We start from the raw sequence: 18193 nt of genomic DNA, 5'->3' as shown, positions 1-18193 counted from the left end.
CCGAGAAGATTGAAGGCAGGAGGAAATGAGGAGCGGAGCGTAGTTGGGGCTACGTGAGCACCGGAAGTTCCGACTGCCTTCAATCTTCGATGTCGAATCCGCATCCTGAGTTACTTCGTGATCAAAAGCGAACTTTTTGAACTACCTCTATAAAAGGAGCTGTAAACGCATGAACCCCGAGATGATGTACGACCGCGTCCCGCCGCAGAATATCGAAGCTGAGCAGGCGGTGCTCGGCGCTGTCTTGCTGCAGGGCGAGGCGCTGATCACGGCGATGGAGCGGGTGCGGGCCGAGGACTTCTATACGGCTGAGCATCAGCAGATCTTCGATGCGATGATCGAGCTGGGCGAGGCGGGACAACCGATCGACCTGGTGACGCTGACCGCTTATCTGCAGGACCGGCAGCAGCTCGAGGGGATCGGCGGCGTCAGCTACCTGGCCAAGCTGGTCGGCGGCGTGCCAACCGCGGCCAACGTCGACTACTACGCCCAGATCGTCGAGGAGAAGTCGATGCTGCGGCGGCTCATCCGCACAGCGACGCAGATCGTCACCGACGGCTATGCCGGCGAGGATCAGGTGAGCGCGCTGCTCAGCGACGCCGAGGCACGCATCATGGAGCTGTCCAATCGACGCTCCAGCAGCGGCTTCATCTCGATCCGCGACGTGCTGATGGAGGTGTTCGACCGGGTCGAGCAGCTCTACACTAACAAAGGCACCTCGACGGGTATCCCGTCCGGCTTCCATGATCTCGACAAGATGACCTCTGGCTTCCAGCGCAATGACCTGATCATCGTAGCGGCGCGACCGTCGGTCGGCAAGACCGCGTTTGCGCTCAATATCGCCCAGAACGTCGGGGTGCGCGCGCGAGAGACGGTGGCGATCTTCTCGCTGGAGATGTCGGCGGCCCAGCTCGTCCAGCGGATGATCTGCGCCGAGTCCAACGTCGACGCCGGCCGTATGCGGACCGGCTATCTGGAGGGCGACGACTGGGAGAAGCTGACGATGGCGATCGGCTCGCTGTCCGAGGCGGAGATCTATATCGACGATACGCCTGGCATCACCGTCGCCGATATCCGCGCGAAGTGTCGGCGGCTCAAGAAGGAGAAGGGGCTCGGCATGATCCTCATCGACTACCTGCAGCTCATCCAGGGCCGCGGCAAGGCTGGCGAGAACCGCCAGCAGGAGGTATCCGAGATCTCGCGGACGCTCAAGCAGATCGCCAGGGAGCTCGAGGTGCCGGTGATCGCGCTGTCGCAGCTGAGCCGGGGCGTCGAGCAGCGACAGGATAAGCGCCCGATGATGTCCGACTTGCGCGAATCAGGATCGATCGAGCAGGATGCCGACATCGTCGCATTCCTGTACCGGGACGACTACTACGACAAAGAGTCCGAGAAAAAGAACATCATCGAGATCATTATCGCCAAGCAGCGGAATGGCCCGGTCGGCACGGTGGAACTGGCATTCCTGAAAAACTTCAATAAGTTCGTCAGTCTCGACCGCTCGCATCAAGAGCCGGGCGTCGCTTCCTGACGAATGAAATGAGCCATTTCCGAACATTCGATAATGGCTCTCTATTAATGTTCGCTTTTAGATTGACAGGTAAAATTCAGACTGCTACACTGAAAGTGCTGTCTTTTAACAGCGACAGTAATTTTCGGTGTGTACATACACTGAAGTGGGGGAATGACTGATGTCAACAGTTGTTGTTGTAGGGACGCAATGGGGCGACGAAGGCAAAGGCAAGATTACCGACTATCTGGCGGAGGGCGCAGATGTCGTCGCCCGTTATCAAGGCGGAAACAACGCTGGCCACACGATTATTATCGGAAACAAGAAATATAAGCTGACGATGATTCCATCTGGAATCTTCAATGAGAATAAGGTCTGCGTCATCGGCAACGGGATGGTCATCAACCCGCAAGCGCTGATCGAGGAGATCGAATATATCCATGGACATGGCTTCTCGTCCGACAATCTGAAAATCAGCGACCGCGCGCATCTGATCATGCCGTACCATATGGTGCTCGACGGACTCGAGGAAGACCGCAAGGGCGACAACAAAATCGGCACGACGCGCAAGGGCATCGGTCCATGCTACATGGACAAAGCGGCGCGCGCCGGCATCCGGGTCGCAGACCTGATGGACGCGGACATCTTCGAGGCGAAGGTGCGCAAGCTGGTCGAGGAGAAAAACCATGTGATCGCGCAAGTGTACGGTGGCGAGCAGGTGGACGCCGATGCGATCATTCGCGACTATCTCGGTTATGCCGAGAAGCTGCGTCCGTACGTGACCGACACCTCGGTCGTGCTCAATGATGCGATTGATTCGGATAAGAAAGTATTGTTTGAAGGCGCGCAGGGCGTCATGCTCGACATCGACCAAGGCACGTATCCGTTCGTCACCTCGTCGAATCCGACGGCAGGCGGCGTCTGCATCGGCTCCGGCGTCGGCCCATCGAAGATTCAGCAGGTCATCGGCGTCGCCAAGAGCTACACGACGCGTGTCGGCGACGGTCCGTTCCCGACCGAGCTGCATGACGAGATCGGCGACACGATCCGCGAGACCGGTCACGAGTACGGCACGGTCACAGGCCGTCCGCGCCGCGTCGGCTGGTTCGACACCGTCGTCATCCGTCACGCCCGCCGCGTCAGCGGCATCACCGGCCTGTCGCTCAACTCGCTGGACGTCCTGACCGGGCTGGAGACGGTCAAGATCTGTACCGCGTACAAGTACCGCGACGAGATCATCGAGCACTACCCGGCCAGCCTCAAGATGCTAGCCGAGTGCGAGGCGGTCTACGAGGAGCTGCCGGGCTGGAGCGAGGACATCACCGGCGCCAAGAAGCTGGAAGATCTGCCGGAGACGACGCAGCGCTTCGTCGCCCGCGTCGCCGAGCTGACCGGCATCCCGATTGCGATCTTCTCCGTCGGCCGCAACCGCGACCAGACGAATGTGGTACGTCCGATCTACGTGTAGGGACTCGTATCTCGATCGAACCGTAGTGCGTCCCATCTACGTGTAGGCAATCGTAGATAAGTTTAATAAGAATGCCGTTGCCCGCAGGGCAGGCAGTCAGCAGTCGCAGGCGCGGCGCAGGGAGCTCATCCAGCTCACCCTGCGCCGCTTTTTTGTTCTATTTGGCGATGTCTCGTCTCGGGGGGCGATCCGCAATGGCGACGGTCTCGCCAGTAGCATGTGGGCATGGGCGCTGAAGTTCAGGATTGCCTGCGGGCAGCTCATGCCGACTTGGCTTGCTCGAGCTGCAGGGTCCCGAGCGCTTGCAGGGTGCCGTGCCACACTACAATGTGGCCGAGAGCCTGGCCGATACGGAGCCGCTCGCTCTAACGGACAAAATGAACCCTTAGCGGCGAAAAATCGGCAGGCGAGCCAATTGAGGCGCTAAGGCGCAAAAGTGACCGTTACACCGCCCCCCAACATTCGCTGCCAAACCTGCCCCACTACTCGTGCTAGCACCCTTATGCAACAGGGCCATGTTGCTGTGGCGGTTATTTCGCCTGCTGGACGAATGACGGCTTGTCAGCTTGCCCATACTGGTAGCTATAAGGAAAAGGCTGGGAGGCTGATAGACATGTGGAAGATAGCAGAGTGGGTAGGCAAGACGGTTGCTGCCGCCCTGATCGTCAGTGTGTTGTCCATCTGGACGGCGGGATTCATCGTCACAAGTTATCTCGATAGTATCCTTAAGCAATACGAGCTGCCGCTGGAGGTGCAGCCGATGGCGATGTCCGGCATCTGGGGCAAGCTGTGGGGCGCAGAGCCTCGGACAACCGGCAAGCAAGAGACAGCGGAGCAGACGGGTCCCCGGAAGACCGGCCAAGACGAGGAGGCGGCGCTCGGCGGCACGGGAGCGGGCAGCGGCGGCGGCAGCACCGGCGGGATGCGCGGCGGGGATGACGAAGAGGATGCTAGCAGCGATCTCGGGACCGACCGCCAGGACGGGACGCCTGGCAGCAATCAGCCAGGGAGCGGCAACGCCGGCGAGTCGTCCGGAGGCACGGGGAGCGGGAGCACTGGCGAGTCGTCCGGAGACAGAGGCGGCACGGGGTCCGGCAGTATCGACGGGTCGAGCGGAGGTACAGGCGGCACAGGGACCGGGAGCGGGTCCGGCAGTGGAGCAGACGATGGGGGCGAAGCGGAGGGCCCGCCGCTCTCGACCGAGACGGGCAGCGGTAGCGGCACGCGCGCCGAGGGCGGATCGAGCGGCGATACGCCAGTTATGTCCTCGGGCGAGATCGCCGAGGCCAAGGAGCAGATGAGCGAGGCGGACAAGCAGCTGATGTTCGGCTTGCTGCTCAACAAGCTACCGCAGGAAGCGTGGCAGAGTATTTCGACCTATATGGAAAACGGCCTGACGGAGCAGGAGCTGACGCAGGTGCAGCAGATCGTGGCGCAGTATCTGAATGATGAGGAATATGCACAATTAATGAATATTCTAAGTAAATATTAATGTGACAAGGCCGTGAGGTCTGTTGATCTGTTATTCTCGCCTATGCTAGAGTAGAAGTCGTGGAGAGCCGCCCCGGACTAAAGGAGCTGCTCGATGAGGCAAGTACACTTAGCTGGATGAGCATAAAGGAGCAGATCATGACCTTAGGAACACCCCCATCAAAGAATGGTAAGGTAGGTCCTGCGAACCAGGCGAAAGCTGCCAATAAGCAGGATCGCAAGCTCAAAGCGCAAGATACAGGCCGTCCACTGACGGTAAGCGGCAATCCCTTACGCTGGTTAAGACACAAAGCCGTCTGGATGACCGCCGCAGCGCTGCTGCTGCTGGCGACAGCCGGATACGGCATCGACCGCTATATACAAGCGAATACAGTCACCTACTACCATCTCTATCAGGACGGCGAGCTGATCGGCGAGATCGCAGACCCGGCCGCGGTCGATACGCTGCTAGAGCAACGTCTACACGAGGCGTACGAGGCCAATCCGCAGGTACATATGGAGCTGGAGGCGGGAGACATCTCGTATATCCGCGACCGCGGCTTCAAGGCTGCGCCGGACACAGCGGCTGCGCTGGAGGCGCTCGGCAGTCGACTGTCGACGCACGCTGTCGGCTATGAGGTGAAGGTCAACGGCAAGCTGATCGGCATCGCCAAGGATGAGCAGACCGCGCAAAAGGTGCTGCAGCAGGTACAGGACCGCTACGCGATCGAATCGGTGCAGGCCAAGGGCCCGCAGGTGATGGCGCTCTCGCACAAGCAGAGCAAGGTCGACGCCAACGCCGATGAGCGCGAGGTGACCGCAGTCGAGATCCTCGAGGAGGTCGGCACCGACCGCGTGCAGGTCGATCCGAAACGGGTAACGGACGAGGACGAGCTGTTCCGCAGACTGGCCGAGGGCACGCAGCAGCCGATCACCTACACGGTGCAGCCCGGCGACTGTATCGGCTGTATCGCCACCAAGTTTGGCATCTCCTCGCAGGTCATCTACCAGAACAACCCGTGGATCGAGGGCGACACGATCGATGTCGGCCAGGTGCTCGATCTGACGGTGGAACGGCCGGCAGTGACCGTGCAGACGGTCGAGCAGGTGAAGGAATCGATCGTCATCGAGACGCCGATCGAGATCCGCGAGCATCCCGAGCTGATGGCCGGCACCTCCAAGGTCGTGCGGCCAGGCCAGCCCGGCAAGAAGCTCGCCACCTACAAGCTGATCAAGCAGAACGGCTACCTGATGCACGAGGAGCTGGTCGAGGAGCAGGTGATCGTCCCTCCAGTGACGGAGGTTGTGCTCAAGGGCACCAAGGTGATCACGGGCGAAGGCTCGGGCAGCTTTGCGTGGCCGGTCAAGAATTGGCGGCAGACGAGCAGCTTCGGGCCGCGTTGGGGCCGGCAGCACAAAGGCCTCGATCTGGTCGGCAGCAAGAGCATCCTGAGCTCCGACCACGGCGTCGTCGAATTTGTCGGTACGCGCAACGGTTACGGCAAGACCGTAATCGTCGATCACAAGAACGGCTACAAGACGCTTTACGCGCATATGAGCGCATTCTCCGTTGAGAAGGGCGACATCGTCGAGAAGGGCGACAAGCTGGGCGACATGGGCAATACCGGCCGCTCGACAGGCACGCATCTGCATTTCGAGATCCACAAGGACGGCGAGCCGCAGAACCCGAGCAAGTATCTGAACGATTAAACGAAGCGAACAGAACGATACGCCAAAAAGTATACCGAACTTATACGAATCTCCCATCGCCGCAGTGGAATCACTGCGGCGATGTTATTTTATCCCGAGGGCGACATGGGCTATAACCGCACCCGCCACATATGGTAAAATAGAGAGCGAAGCAACAGCAACGACTGATGGCCGCAAGCGAGTGTTCAAACGAGCCGATGCGCGGATGTCCAACGGGACAACGCGGGCTGCGGCGAGGGATGCAGGCAAGCGGCATAACCGATACAAAAATACGGACAAGCGACGGGCGGTGCGACGGATGCAGAGAAAAATCCTGGTTGTCGACGACGAGCAACCGATTGCTGATATTATCAAGTTTAATCTGGAGAAGGAAGGCTATCAGGTCATCTGCGCCTTTGACGGCGGGACGGCGGTGGAGCTGGCGCTGAGCGAGCTGCCGGATCTGATCCTGCTCGATCTGATGCTGCCGGTCAAGGACGGCATGGACGTCTGCCGCGAGGTGCGGCTGAAGCTGCAGACGCCGATCATCATGCTGACGGCCAAGGATACGGAGCTCGACAAGGTACTGGGGCTGGAGCTGGGGGCGGACGATTATGTGACCAAGCCGTTCAGCACGCGCGAGCTGCTGGCGCGGGTGAAGGCGCAGCTGCGCCGCCAGCAGAAGAGCACCTCGTCGCAGGAGCCAGCCGAGAGCGAGAAGCAGGGGCTGAAGATTTTTAACCTGTTCATCGATACTGACATGTATGTCGTCTACAAGGACACCGAGCCGCTCGACCTGACGCATCGCGAGTATGAGCTCGTCTACTATCTGGCGCGCAACAGCGGCAAGGTGATGACGCGCGAGCATCTGCTGCAGGCGGTGTGGGGCTTCGAATACTTCGGCGACGTGCGCACGGTCGATGTGACGATCCGCCGTCTGCGGGAGAAGATCGAGGATGATCCGAGCAAGCCAGAGTATATCCTCACCCGCCGCGGCCTCGGCTACCTGATGCGCAATCCGAAGTCGGGCGGATTCGGATACGGATGATGAAGGGCGCGCGCTTCTTCCGCACGATCCAGGTCAAGCTGATCATTATCTACGTGTTGCTTATCCTCATTGCGATGCAACTGATCGGCGTTTATTTCATCAGTACGATGAAGACATCGCTGACCGCCTCCTTCACCAACAACCTCAACGAGCAAGCAGACATGCTGACCCGGCTGGTCGAGCAGAAGCTGGCCCCCTCGCAGCTGACGGAGGAGCAGATGATCGAGGATCTGCGCGGGCTGGTCAGTACGCTGTTCAGCATCAATGAAGCGGAGATCCAGGTGCTCGACGCGAGCGGCAAGGTGCTGACGACGTCGGTGGTCGCCCATCAGTCGTATGTGGGCAGCAAGAATACGACGCTCGCCGTCAACCGGGCGCTGCAGGGCATCAGCAACAACGAAGAGGACATCATCGACACGGACAATGTGCGCAAAAAGGTAATCGCCAAGCCGGTCATCTCGCGTCCGGGCACGAGCCAGGCGAAGATTGTCGGCGCCGTCTATATCGTCGCCTCGATGAACGAGGTCAACGACACGATCAATCGCGTCAACCGCATCTTCGTCTCCGGTATCCTGATCGCGCTCGGCATGACCGGCGTGCTGTGTGTGCTGCTGGCGCATACGATCACCAGTCCGATCAAGGGACTGACGCGCCATGCGGCGGCGGTGGCGGAGGGCGACTTTGAGCAGCGGGTGCAGGTGTATGGCGACGACGAGATCGGCCAGCTCAGCCAGGCGTTCAACAATATGACCGATCGGCTGCGCGAGGCGCTGTCGGCCAACGAGGAGGAGAAGGAGAAGCTCGCCTCGATCCTGGCCAACATGAGCGACGGCGTCGTCGCTGCCGACGATCGCGGCCAGGTCATCGTCACGAACCGGCGGGCGCGCGAGATGCTCGGCGTGAAGAAGCATGACGGCGAATATCTCGGCCAGCTGCTCGGACTGACGGAGGAGCGGGTGCAGGAGCTCGTCCAGAGCATCGAGCATACGGCGGTCGTGCGGATGGAGCCGTCGCTGGACAAGGAGGACAGCCTGATCCGCGTCACCTTCACGCCGATCTACCGTCGCGACAAGAGCGCCGTCGGCACGATCGCGGTGCTGCAGGACGTCACGGAGCAGGAGAAGCTGGAGCAGTCGCGGCGCGAGTTCGTCGCCAATGTCTCGCATGAGCTGCGGACGCCGCTGACGACGATCAAGAGCTACGCTGAGGCGCTCGACGACGGCGCGATGCAGGAGCGGGAGCTGGGCGAACGGTTCGTCGGCGTCATCCGCAACGAGACGGAGCGGATGATCCGGCTCGTCACCGACCTGCTGCACCTCTCGCGGCTCGACTCCAATCAGGCGCCGCTGCGGCGGCAGCCGACGAGCGTGCCGGAGATGCTCGAGGAGGTGGCGGACCGGTTCTCCTTCCAGCTGCGTCAGAAGTCGATCGGCATGTCGGTGCGGGTCGAGCGCGGCATCTCGTCGGTCTGGCTCGACCGAGACCAGATCGACCAGGTGCTCGACAACCTCGTCTCCAACGCGATCAAGTACACGATGGACGGCGGCCGCATCGAGATCGCTGCGATGAAGCCGGAGCCCGGCGTCATCGCGATCGGCGTCACCGATACCGGGATCGGCATCCCGCAGCGCGATCTGAACCGGATATTCGACAGGTTCTACCGAGTCGACAAGGCTCGCTCGCGGAATATGGGCGGAACCGGTCTAGGGCTGTCGATTGCCCGGGAAATAATCAAGGCGCACGGCGGCACGATCTCGCTGGCCTCGGAGTATAACGAGGGGACGACCGTCACCTTTACGCTCCCGGCGCTGGAGGAAGGGGGAGAATCCTCATGATAGAGCGGTTCAAGACAGGCGCGCTCATCGTGCTGGTGGCGCTGAGTCTGGTGCAGAGCTACTTCCTCGCCTATAACGTGCCGTCGCTGCGGACGACGACGACGACCGAGCAGGACTACGTGCAGACGGAGCGGATGGGGCCGGAGGAGCGGATCGAGAATCTCGTCTATCCCGAGGACATGGTGCTGCATCTGGGGGAGAACCGACATACGGTGTTCTACCCGGGCACCAACTTCTACGAGCGGATCTTCGAGAAGCTGCGGGGCCGCGAATTCAAGGGCTTCCAGCGCAATGTGCGGACGATCGTCGACTGGAACGAGGTGCGGGCGCGCGATCTGGGCGTGGAGTTGCGCTTCGGCAGCGCGATGCCGGTCGAGCTGCTGCAGCGCGTGCTGAAGCTGGAGGGAGATCCGCAGTTTCTGAGCGATCAGATCGACCGGATCTGGATCTACAACCCGCAGGGCCGCGAGGAGGTGCGGGTGTACTTTTTTAGCTCGGATCGCCAGGTCGTCTATGAGTCGGTACGGGCCGATCTGACGATCAGCGATATCCAGGAGTATGTGGGTTACGGCTCGTACTGGCCGCCTTACCGGACGCTCGACGGCATGCTCTATATACCGACGGAGCCGCTGGAGACGGTGCAGGCGGTGATCGGGTACGACAAGTATACAACCGAGCAGATGCAGCGCAATCTCTCGCTGGACCCGGCGGTGACGCGGACGATCCGCGATCGCAGCGGCACGCAGATCTACACGGATGGCAAGCAAGGGCTGCAGGTCGAGCAGAATGGCCAATGGGTGCGCTATACCGACCCCGTCGCCTCGACCGGCAATCTCAATAGTCTGACGGAGAACGTGATGGCGGGGCTGCAATTCACCAACCAGCACGGCGGCTGGGACGGCAAGCATCGCTTCGTCAATCCGGGCAGCGCCGAGGGCGGCCGCGGCGTCGTGTTCCAGCAATACTGGCACTCGCTGCCGATCATCACGGAGCCGCCGCTGCGCTTCGGCCAGATCCGGCTGACGCTGCAGCGCGGCATCGTCGGCGAGTATGAGCGCTCGCTCATGACGCTGAGCGGCGAGGTCGAGAAGACGATCCGCTATCTGCCGGCTGGTGAAGCGCTGATCCAGAGGCTGCAGGCGTATGAGCGCTCGGCCGAGGTGCGGGCGCTCTACCCGGCGCTCCGCGCCAAGGTGCTGGAGGAGCAGCGCATCTCGCTCGTGCCGGTGTGGGCGGTGCGGCTGGCGGACGGCACGCAGGACATCCTCATGGAGGCGCTGCCTGCCGGCACGCAGGTCGAGTCGGCGATCCCGGTGACGCCGGTCGAGGAGGACGCCGAGGGCGTCGCTCCTGCGAGTGACGGGGAGCAGGCAGGCGCGGGCGGTGAGCGTGCAAGCGACGGCGCGGGCGACGGTGAGCCTGCAAGCGGTGGAGCGGATGAAGGCGACGGTGCGGGTGCGGATGATAGCGAGCGTGCAGGCGATGCCGAAGGAGCGAGTCCTGCGAGCGGCGATGAGTAGCTGCATCACCAAAGCATCAAACGAATAGCGAATCGAGAGGAGGCAGGGACGCGATGGATTGGAGACGGGCGAAGAGTGTGTTGATTTTCTCCTTCCTACTGCTTAATATCATCCTCGGCTACCAGCTGTGGCTGGATGTGCGGGAGCGGCTGAACAACAGTGCCGATCTGAGCGACCTGCCGCCAGCGACGCTGCGGACGATGCAGGAGAAGAATATCCGGCTCAGCGGCAGCATCCCTTCGGAGAAGCCCGAGCTGCGCGATCTGACCTATCGGTTCCTCTCGAAGCCTGAGGAACGGCAGACGCTCGAGGAGCCGGTGCCGAGCACGATCGTCTATTCGGAGAAGGAGCTGATGCGCGGACTGGGCGATGTGATCCCGCATCTGGATCAGTATACCTTCATCGACTCGACGGCAGGCAGCGACGGCATCTTCACCCTGTACCGGATGAATGACGGGCTGCCGATGTTCGACGTGAAGCTGGAGCTGTATTATAGCAATCAGCAGATCATCGCCTATCGTCAGGACGTGGTCGATCAGGTGCAGCCGGGCGAAGCCAAGGCGCAGAGAGTGCTGTCGGCGCTGCAGGTAATCGAGAGTCTGATCGAGAACTTCCTGCAAGAGGGCTCCAACATCCAGGAAATCCGGCTCGGCTATCAGGGCCAGATGTTCGACTCGGATACGCAGGTGTCGGCGCCGTTCTGGCGAGTGCTGCTCGACGAGGGAGAGCCGCCCATCTACGTGCACGCGATCAGTGGCGACATCGTGACGGAGAGCAGCACAGTGAGTTTAGACGGGGTGTGACAGGCGGGTAGCTAATGGGTCTTCATTCCGATGAAATGAGACGAGCTGCTCCGCTAGAGGGCGACGTAGCGTGGACGGTGGGAGTCGCCTCAGGTGCTCTAACGAAAGTTTCTTTCGCTCCAGCTCGGAAAAGCGTCGCCTCGGGAGCTCCAACGAAAGTTTCTTGCGCTACAGTGCGGAAGGGCGTCGCCTCAGGAGCCCCAACGAAAGTTTCTTGCGCTACAGTGCGAAAAGGCGTCGCCTCAGGAGCTCTAACGAAACTTTCTTGGCATGTTGCTCCAAGCGAGCAACACCAAGCTCCACAGAAGTCGACATGGATCGAGATTTGGTTTACTACAGCAATGGGATGAGAAAGAAGGCTAGGGGAGCATGGGACTGCGGTTTACTGTATTGGCAAGCGGCTCGACGGGGAATGCGACGATCGTGCAGTCGGAGGATGCGACGGTGCTGATCGACGCTGGCTTAAGCGCCAAAAAGCTCGAGGAGCTGATGCGCGAGCGCGAGGTGGAGGCCAAGGAGCTCGACGCGATCTTCGTCACGCATGAGCATTCGGACCATATCAAGGGGCTGGGGGCGTTCGCACGCAAGCATGAGCTGCCCATCTACGCCAACGAGGCGACGTGGGAGGAGATGCACAAGCATGTCGGCGCGATCGAAGCGGACAAACGATTTGTCATGGCTACCGGGACTGCGGTAGAATTAGGGGGAATGCTCGGACGGCTGCGGGTGCAGTCCTATCCGATCTCTCACGATGCGGCGGAGCCGGTCGGCTATACCTTCTACAGCGATAACTGCAAGCTCAGTCTCGTCACCGACCTCGGCTATATGAGCGACAAGGTCAAGGAGCAGGTGATCGAGTCCGATGTGCTCGTGCTGGAGTCCAATCACGATGTGGACATGCTGCGCGTCGGTCGCTACCCGTGGAACATCAAGCGGCGCATCCTCAGCGACATCGGCCACCTCTCCAACGAAGCGGCCGGCGAGGCGCTGTGCGAGCTGCTGTCGGACCGGACCCAGCGGGTCTATCTGGCGCACCTGAGCCGGGACCATAATCTGATGGATTTGGCCAAGCTGACGGTGAATAATGTATTAGAGAGCAATGGCTTCTTCTTCAAGCGCGACGAGTTCGCTCTGAAGGACACATACTACGACAGGTCGACCGAATGGGACGTCGTGAAGCGGAGATAGGCATCGGCTGCGCCGGCGTCGGCGTTGTGATCGAGTGAGGCGGCTTTGCGGCGAATCTCCTCGCGCGAGAGCACACCTTTCTCGACGAGCAGCTCCATCATGGCGCTCACATTGAGCAGCAGCTGGTAGTGATCGTCCTTCAGATCGCCGACGCTGGCGGCGAGTTGGACCTGCTCCCAGGTCGTGCGGGATATCATATGCATGATTATCGCTCCTTTATCGTAACCTTTCTATCACTAGTGTAGTCTAAAGCTATAGAGATCATTCCTAACCGGGGGATTTACTACTATTTGTCTTGATGTCCGAGACATCGAGGGGAGCGAGAAGCTTATGAGTTTATTCGATGACGATTTTTTCTCCACCAAGGTGTCCCGGCGCAGTCATCGCGAGACGCGGCCCACGCTCGGCGTACGGCGCTCGGGGCGCAGCTGGTCGTCCATGCGCATCATCGTCGCCTCGTCGCTGATCAGCACGCTGACGGTCGTGCTCGTCTTTGGCCTCATCACAGGCTGGGGCGGCTCGGGTGTGAGCGTGTCTACGAATAAACCGTCGCCAGCAGCAACGGTCCAGCCCGGCGATCCGTTCGAGCGGCCGATCCAGGCATCGGCGAAGGTGCGGCCAGCGGTGGTCAGCATCATCAACGAGCAGCTGCTCGACAGCTTCGGGTTGCCGGACGAATTCTGGGATCAGGAGGACGATGCGCTCCAACCGGAGGAGGAGGCCACGCTGCAGGAGGCGGGCGTCGGCTCGGGCGTCATCTTCGAGAAGGTGAAGGGCAAGGCGCGGATCATCACCAACTATCATGTCATCGAGGACGCCAACGCTGTCAAGGCGGTGCTGACCAATGGCGAGATCCGTGAGGCCAAGATCATCGGCAAGGACCAGATCACCGATCTGGCGGTGCTGGAGATCGACGCCAAGGGGATCGATGTCGTCGCCGAGCTCGGCGACTCGTCCAAGATCCGCGACGGCGAGACCGTGATCGCCATCGGCAATCCGCTCGGCCTCGGCGACTCACTGACGATGGGCATCGTCAGCAAGACGCGCCGCATCATCCCCGTCTCGCTCAATCAGGACGGCGTCTACGATTGGGAGCAGGAGGTCATCCAGATCGACGCCTCGATCAACAAGGGCAACAGCGGCGGCGCGCTCGTCGATCTGAACGGCCGACTGATCGGCATCAACAGCATGAAGGTGTCGGACTACGGCGTCGAGGGACTGGGCTTCGCGATCCCGATCAACCTGGCGATGCCTGTCGTGAAGAGCCTGATCGAGTATGGCAAGGTGAAGCGCCCGTATGTCGGCGTATTCACCCTCGATCTGGAGCAATACTACATCCAGGAAGCGATGCGTCAGCGGGCAGCTGAGGAGGAGGGCGAGGAAGTCGAGGCCGAGCCTTCACTGCAGCTCCCGGATGACGTGAAGCGCGGCATCATCGTCCTGGAGGCCATCGGACCGGCCAAAAAGGCCGAGCTGCAGCCCGACGATGTCATCGTCCAGCTTGATAGCACGCCGATCGGCAGCACGATGGAGCTGCGCAAGTACCTGTATATGAAAAAAGCGATCGGCGACAAGGTCGAAGTGACCTTTTACCGGGAAGGCAAAAAGAAGACCACCTCGCTCTTGCTGGTGGAAGCCAGCGAGGAAGCGGAAGAATAAGACTACAGCTCAGGCGCTGCGAGGCGCCTGACAGCGATGGATGGAGTGTAGGGGTAGACGATGTATTGTGTATGCAAGGAACATATCGAGCTGTCGATTGACAAATTCGTGGATGAATACGAGGACGCGCCGGACGTGGTCGATCTGCGCGAGACGCGCTTCGCCAACTGGGACCCGCCGCTCAAGTGCGAGCTGTGCGAGGCGCCGGCTGCTTATCTGATCGTGTAGGCGAGCTGCTGGTATCGGATAGGCCGATGCGGGACGGATCGCTCCTCCGATCGATGTTGTTCCCGGAATGCTAGGGCCACGCACAAAACCCCTCGCGTCCCTGCGCAAGCTGCGCGGGTGACGCGGGGGGTTCGTCGTAAGATGGACGATACAGTACCGCTGGCTTACGCTGACGGTCGCGCCTCATCTAACGGAGCCTCCATGGCGGAGCAGATCGTGGCTGCTCTGCGAACTTCAGCCCATCCTGCCGTGCCTGCATTAAGGCACCAACGGGTCAGTCGTCCCCGGAGTAGCAGGCTCATCCATCGGCGGATTCGTCGTACCCGGATCGGTCACCCCATTATTCGGCGTATTGTCGACAGCATTACCGCAAGCCGCAGCTCCGAATACCAGACCGACACTCATAATCGACGTCAACAGCATCGTAACCCATTTCTTCCTCGTTTTCATTGTAAACTACCCCTTTCAGGTTTTGGATTGTGCTTGATGGATAAGCGATTATATACTCTTGCATATAACAACTTATCCATCAGCGGGATGAAACGTGTTGTGTCGCCCTGGGGCGACCGCATCCGTTTCGCCTTGCCTGACATCTATTTAACCGATAACTCGCGAGGTAAACGGTTGCGACGGTTAGAAAAGTTTCAGATTCATTCTCATTTTTGGCGGGTTATGTTTTTGTTTGGCGTGGTGCCACCCCGATCTATTGGGCACGATAGAGACGTGGAGGCCGCGATTGACCTGGATTGCAACGCATGAAGGAGCTGGAGGGGAGATGGTCAAATGACGACTGACAATCTAAGGAAGCTCTTAGCTGAGAGAACAGATTGTATGTTGTATTATGCCGAACCGGCGGTATCAGACGAGCTTCACGCAGGCTGGATTGGCGGCAACGCGCCCGCCTTTTTCGACGAGCCATCCGACCTCATTCATGATAGCGATCTAACGTATCTGTTCTATCTGACCCTCGTCCATCCGTTCCAAGCGGAGCGTATGATATCCATCTTCATCCCGGAGGACTATGAGGCGTATCTGAAAAACAACATCTACCCCAACTGCTCAATCAAGGTGGTGGAGCATCCGATATCCACGGAGAGCGCCAAAGCTACATATACGAGCACCGGTCTTAACAAACACCATATTACAGCTGGCGAATCAAGCACGGATGATCAATCGATGGACCAGCCCTTCTTGATCAAGGCGGGCGGGACGCCGAGACTCATTCAAAAGGAAGCCTATTATTTCACGAAGCTGCAGTAGGACTCGTATTCTTTTTTGTTTCAAGTCGATGAGGACGGCTACCCCGACACCTTGCTCCGGGAGGATAGCAGCTACCCCTTTGGCTTCAGAGCGCTGTATGTGTTCGCCCAGATAGGGACGTCGGAGATGCAGGAGCCGGTCGCGGGATTTTGGCAATATTCTTAAGTAGCAAGGTGGCACTAGAGAACAAACCCAGGAGCGTGCTACAAGGCGATATCAAATTTGATCGATGGAGGAACTATGTTCATTCAACTGATAGGTGTAGGCAAGCTGAAGGAGAAGTATCTGACGCTCGGCATCGCGGAATATGCCAAAAGGCTGACGCCCTACCTCAAGTTCCAGATGATCGAGGTGGCGGATGAGAAGGCGCCGGACAACCTCAGTGACGCTGAGGTTGTCCAGGTGAAGGTGCGCGAGGGAGAACGCATCCTCGCACAGATCAAGAGCGAGGCGCATGTGATCGCCCTCGCGCTCGATGGCAAGCTCTGGAGCTCGGAGGAGCTCGCCGCCGAGATCGACCGGCTCGGCACCTATGGGACGAGCCACATCGTCTTCGTCATCGGAGGCAGCCACGGCCTCTCCGACGACGTACTGCGCCGCGCCCAGCAGCGCCTCAGCTTCGGCCGCATGACCCTGCCCCACCAGCTCATGCGCCTGGTCCTGGTCGAGCAGATCTATAGGGCGGTGAAGATTAATCGGGGTGAGCCTTATCATAAGTGAAGGCAACGAAATTCTGAAAATAATTGAGGAAATACCTGGTATCTTATGATAAAGTATTTATACGGAAGGCCTTAAAAAAATTCTGGGAAAAGGTGAAATATATGAGTGCGAAAAGTCGCTAGGGTGATAAAAATTGGGATGTATAATGATACCAGAAAAAAACTTGTGCTTGTGGCAAAGGCGAAAAAATAGAACACTACCTTGTAGCTTCCCATGAAAAGGTTTTGCGTGTTGAGGAAGACCTTCTTGATAGTGAGGTTATCTGTAGCAACTGTAATCCAAACTCAATTTAAGAATTTACGATTATGGGGGTACATGATGTCCTATACTCAGTACATGCAAGACATTTCTGACGATATTAAAGTGTGCCTTGAGGACATGGGGTGCCAGCCTATATTATTCATAGGCTCAGGCATCTCAAAGAGATATTTTGGAGCTCCTAACTGGGAGCAATTACTTATTCAGTTGTCAGAAATCTGTCCGAGGATAGAAGATAGCTTTGCTTTCTACAGACAAACTAATGATTTCCCTGATATTGGTCAGATGTTTTCTGAAAAATTTAGAGAATGGGCTTGGAGAGAAGGGAAAGGAGAATTTCCAGAGGAACTCTTTGCTCAGGGCACTTTGCCTGGAATTTATATCAAGCATAAAATTAAAGAACTTCTGGATTCGATTACTCCCAAAAAATTAGCCGAAATAAATAATAACGGGCTTTTGAAGGAAATAGAGGCTCTGCAGAATATATCTCCTCATGCTCTTATCACTACAAATTACGACCAATTCCAAGAATTAGTCTTTCCAGATTACACACCTATTGTAGGACAAAAAATCCTTAAGTCTAATCATGCAAGTGTAGGAGAAGTATTGAAAATTCACGGATGTACGACTGATCCTGCTAGCATGGTCCTTACGACAGATGATTATATGGACTTCACTATGAAGAAAAAGTACTTAAGTGCTAAATTGCTTACTTATTTCGCTGAGCACCCGCTGATTTTTATGGGATATCGAGCTGAGGACTCTAATATCAAAGCTATCTTATCCGATATTGACGAAATTATCTCTGCTGAAAATCAATTGATTCCTAATATATATTTATTAGAGTGGGATCCTAATATTGAGAATAAGCATCCGCCTGCTAAAGAGAAATTGATTGCTATTGGTGAACATCGCAGCGTGAGAGTCAAAAGTATAGTGGCTAACTCTTTTCATTGGGTTTACGAGGCCTTTGCTACGAATGCAGCATTAGAGAAGGTTAACCCGAAGTTATTACGCGCTCTGCTGGCAAGAACTTATGATATGGTAAGATACGATATCCCTAAGAAAACCGTCGAAGTTAATTTTCAGATACTAGAAAATACTCTGAATACTGAAGGTGAACTAGCAAAGGTATATGGTATAACGACCTTAGATAATCCTACAGCTCTGAACGCCAGCTACCCGTATACGCTTAAGCAAATCGGTGAAATTTTAGGTTTTGGAGGTTGGCATAAAGTTCATATGTTTTTCAAAGAGATTAAGGAAGAGACTGGAGTAGACATAAAAGCTAGTGACAACAAGTATCATATCAAGCTTATGATAGGTAAAACTGGCTACAGTAAGTATTCTGAGGCTGGTGTTGAGCTAGCAAGAAAAAAGATGAACGGTGATGAATATATTTTGGAAATGTGAAAAGTAGGGCCTGTACAAAAAGTGAGTAATACTCATGATTGTACAGGCTCTATCTCTATTATAAGAAAATCCACTCTTTAGGGGGCGTATAATTTGTAGCCAGGTTCTTTCTCTCTAGCTGCTA

17 protein-coding genes are annotated in these 18193 nt (G+C 57.8%); 15 read left to right on the top strand and 2 right to left on the bottom strand.

From position 1 onward, the window contains the following. The first annotated feature begins 169 nt into the window (after positions 1–169). From dnaB to PA598K_RS03105, 9 genes are all read left to right on the top strand, one after another. Positions 170–1531: a replicative DNA helicase gene (gene dnaB / locus PA598K_RS03145; protein ID WP_128655447.1), complete on the top strand. Its 1362-nt coding sequence runs from the start codon at positions 170–172 to the stop codon at positions 1529–1531. A 160-nt stretch (positions 1532–1691) separates the two neighbouring features. Next, positions 1692–2978, top strand: coding sequence for an adenylosuccinate synthase (locus PA598K_RS03140; RefSeq protein WP_128655446.1), 1287 nt, complete (start codon positions 1692–1694; stop codon positions 2976–2978). Positions 2979–3591: 613 nt separating this feature from the next. After that, positions 3592–4470, top strand: a complete 879-nt coding sequence (locus PA598K_RS03135; protein WP_128655445.1) for a hypothetical protein — start codon at positions 3592–3594, stop codon at positions 4468–4470. A 137-nt stretch (positions 4471–4607) separates the two neighbouring features. Beyond that, on the top strand, positions 4608–6158 hold the full coding sequence (locus PA598K_RS03130; RefSeq protein WP_128655444.1) for a M23 family metallopeptidase: 1551 nt from the start codon (positions 4608–4610) through the stop codon (positions 6156–6158). Positions 6159–6456: 298 nt separating this feature from the next. After that, the gene (gene yycF, locus PA598K_RS03125) at positions 6457–7185 is read left to right on the top strand and encodes a response regulator YycF (protein ID WP_128655473.1); all 729 of its coding nucleotides are present in this window, start codon (positions 6457–6459) and stop codon (positions 7183–7185) included. Next, positions 7185–9020 (top strand): cell wall metabolism sensor histidine kinase WalK, encoded by a 1836-nt coding sequence (gene walK, locus PA598K_RS03120; RefSeq protein WP_128655472.1) that lies wholly within the window; start codon positions 7185–7187, stop codon positions 9018–9020. The genes yycF and walK overlap by 1 nt, the downstream gene beginning before the upstream one ends. Next, positions 9017–10540, top strand: coding sequence for a YycH family regulatory protein (locus PA598K_RS03115; protein ID WP_260405242.1), 1524 nt, complete (start codon positions 9017–9019; stop codon positions 10538–10540). Before walK ends, PA598K_RS03115 begins: the two co-directional genes overlap by 4 nt. 53 nt (positions 10541–10593) lie before the next feature. Then, the gene (gene yycI / locus PA598K_RS03110) at positions 10594–11343 is read left to right on the top strand and encodes a two-component system regulatory protein YycI (protein WP_128655443.1); all 750 of its coding nucleotides are present in this window, start codon (positions 10594–10596) and stop codon (positions 11341–11343) included. Positions 11344–11712: 369 nt separating this feature from the next. Continuing rightward, positions 11713–12531 (top strand): MBL fold metallo-hydrolase, encoded by an 819-nt coding sequence (locus tag PA598K_RS03105; protein WP_128655442.1) that lies wholly within the window; start codon positions 11713–11715, stop codon positions 12529–12531. Here the strand turns inward: PA598K_RS03105 and PA598K_RS03100 are convergent. Further along, positions 12489–12734: a hypothetical protein gene (locus tag PA598K_RS03100; RefSeq protein WP_128655441.1), complete on the bottom strand. Its 246-nt coding sequence runs from the start codon at positions 12732–12734 to the stop codon at positions 12489–12491. The two genes, PA598K_RS03105 and PA598K_RS03100, sit on opposite strands and share 43 nt — an antisense overlap. Positions 12735–12861: 127 nt before the next feature. Between PA598K_RS03100 and PA598K_RS03095 the strand changes: the two genes are divergently transcribed. Then, a complete protein-coding gene (locus PA598K_RS03095; protein WP_128655440.1) occupies positions 12862–14190 on the top strand; it encodes a S1C family serine protease in 1329 nt (442 codons plus the stop codon). Between the two features lie 60 nt (positions 14191–14250). Continuing rightward, entirely contained in the window at positions 14251–14418 is a 168-nt protein-coding gene (locus PA598K_RS03090) for a CxxH/CxxC protein (RefSeq protein ID WP_128655439.1), read from the top strand. 258 nt (positions 14419–14676) lie between these two features. On the opposite strand, the gene PA598K_RS03085 is transcribed toward PA598K_RS03090, so the two are convergent. Beyond that, complete coding sequence (locus PA598K_RS03085; protein WP_128655438.1) at positions 14677–14868, bottom strand: hypothetical protein; 192 nt, start codon at positions 14866–14868, stop codon at positions 14677–14679. Between the two features lie 381 nt (positions 14869–15249). Between PA598K_RS03085 and PA598K_RS03080 the strand changes: the two genes are divergently transcribed. The 4 genes from PA598K_RS03080 (at position 15250) to PA598K_RS03070 (ending at position 18069) form a co-directional block, all read left to right on the top strand. Then, positions 15250–15678 carry a hypothetical protein gene (locus tag PA598K_RS03080; RefSeq protein ID WP_260405241.1) on the top strand — a complete coding sequence of 143 codons (429 nt, stop codon included), beginning with the start codon at positions 15250–15252 and terminating at the stop codon, positions 15676–15678. 15 nt (positions 15679–15693) lie between these two features. Further along, positions 15694–15843, top strand: a complete 150-nt coding sequence (locus tag PA598K_RS37700; protein ID WP_260405240.1) for a hypothetical protein — start codon at positions 15694–15696, stop codon at positions 15841–15843. Between the two features lie 75 nt (positions 15844–15918). Beyond that, complete coding sequence (rlmH, locus tag PA598K_RS03075; RefSeq protein ID WP_128655437.1) at positions 15919–16398, top strand: 23S rRNA (pseudouridine(1915)-N(3))-methyltransferase RlmH; 480 nt, start codon at positions 15919–15921, stop codon at positions 16396–16398. 318 nt (positions 16399–16716) lie between these two features. Beyond that, positions 16717–18069, top strand: a complete 1353-nt coding sequence (locus PA598K_RS03070) for an SIR2 family protein (protein WP_128655436.1) — start codon at positions 16717–16719, stop codon at positions 18067–18069. The last annotated feature ends 124 nt before the right edge of the window (positions 18070–18193 follow it).

This window comes from Paenibacillus sp. 598K, from assembly GCF_003851045.1.
Lineage (GTDB): Bacteria > Bacillota > Bacilli > Paenibacillales > Paenibacillaceae > Paenibacillus_D.
Note: the sequence above shows the minus strand (reverse complement) of the source record. Positions and strands in the feature narration are given on the sequence as shown.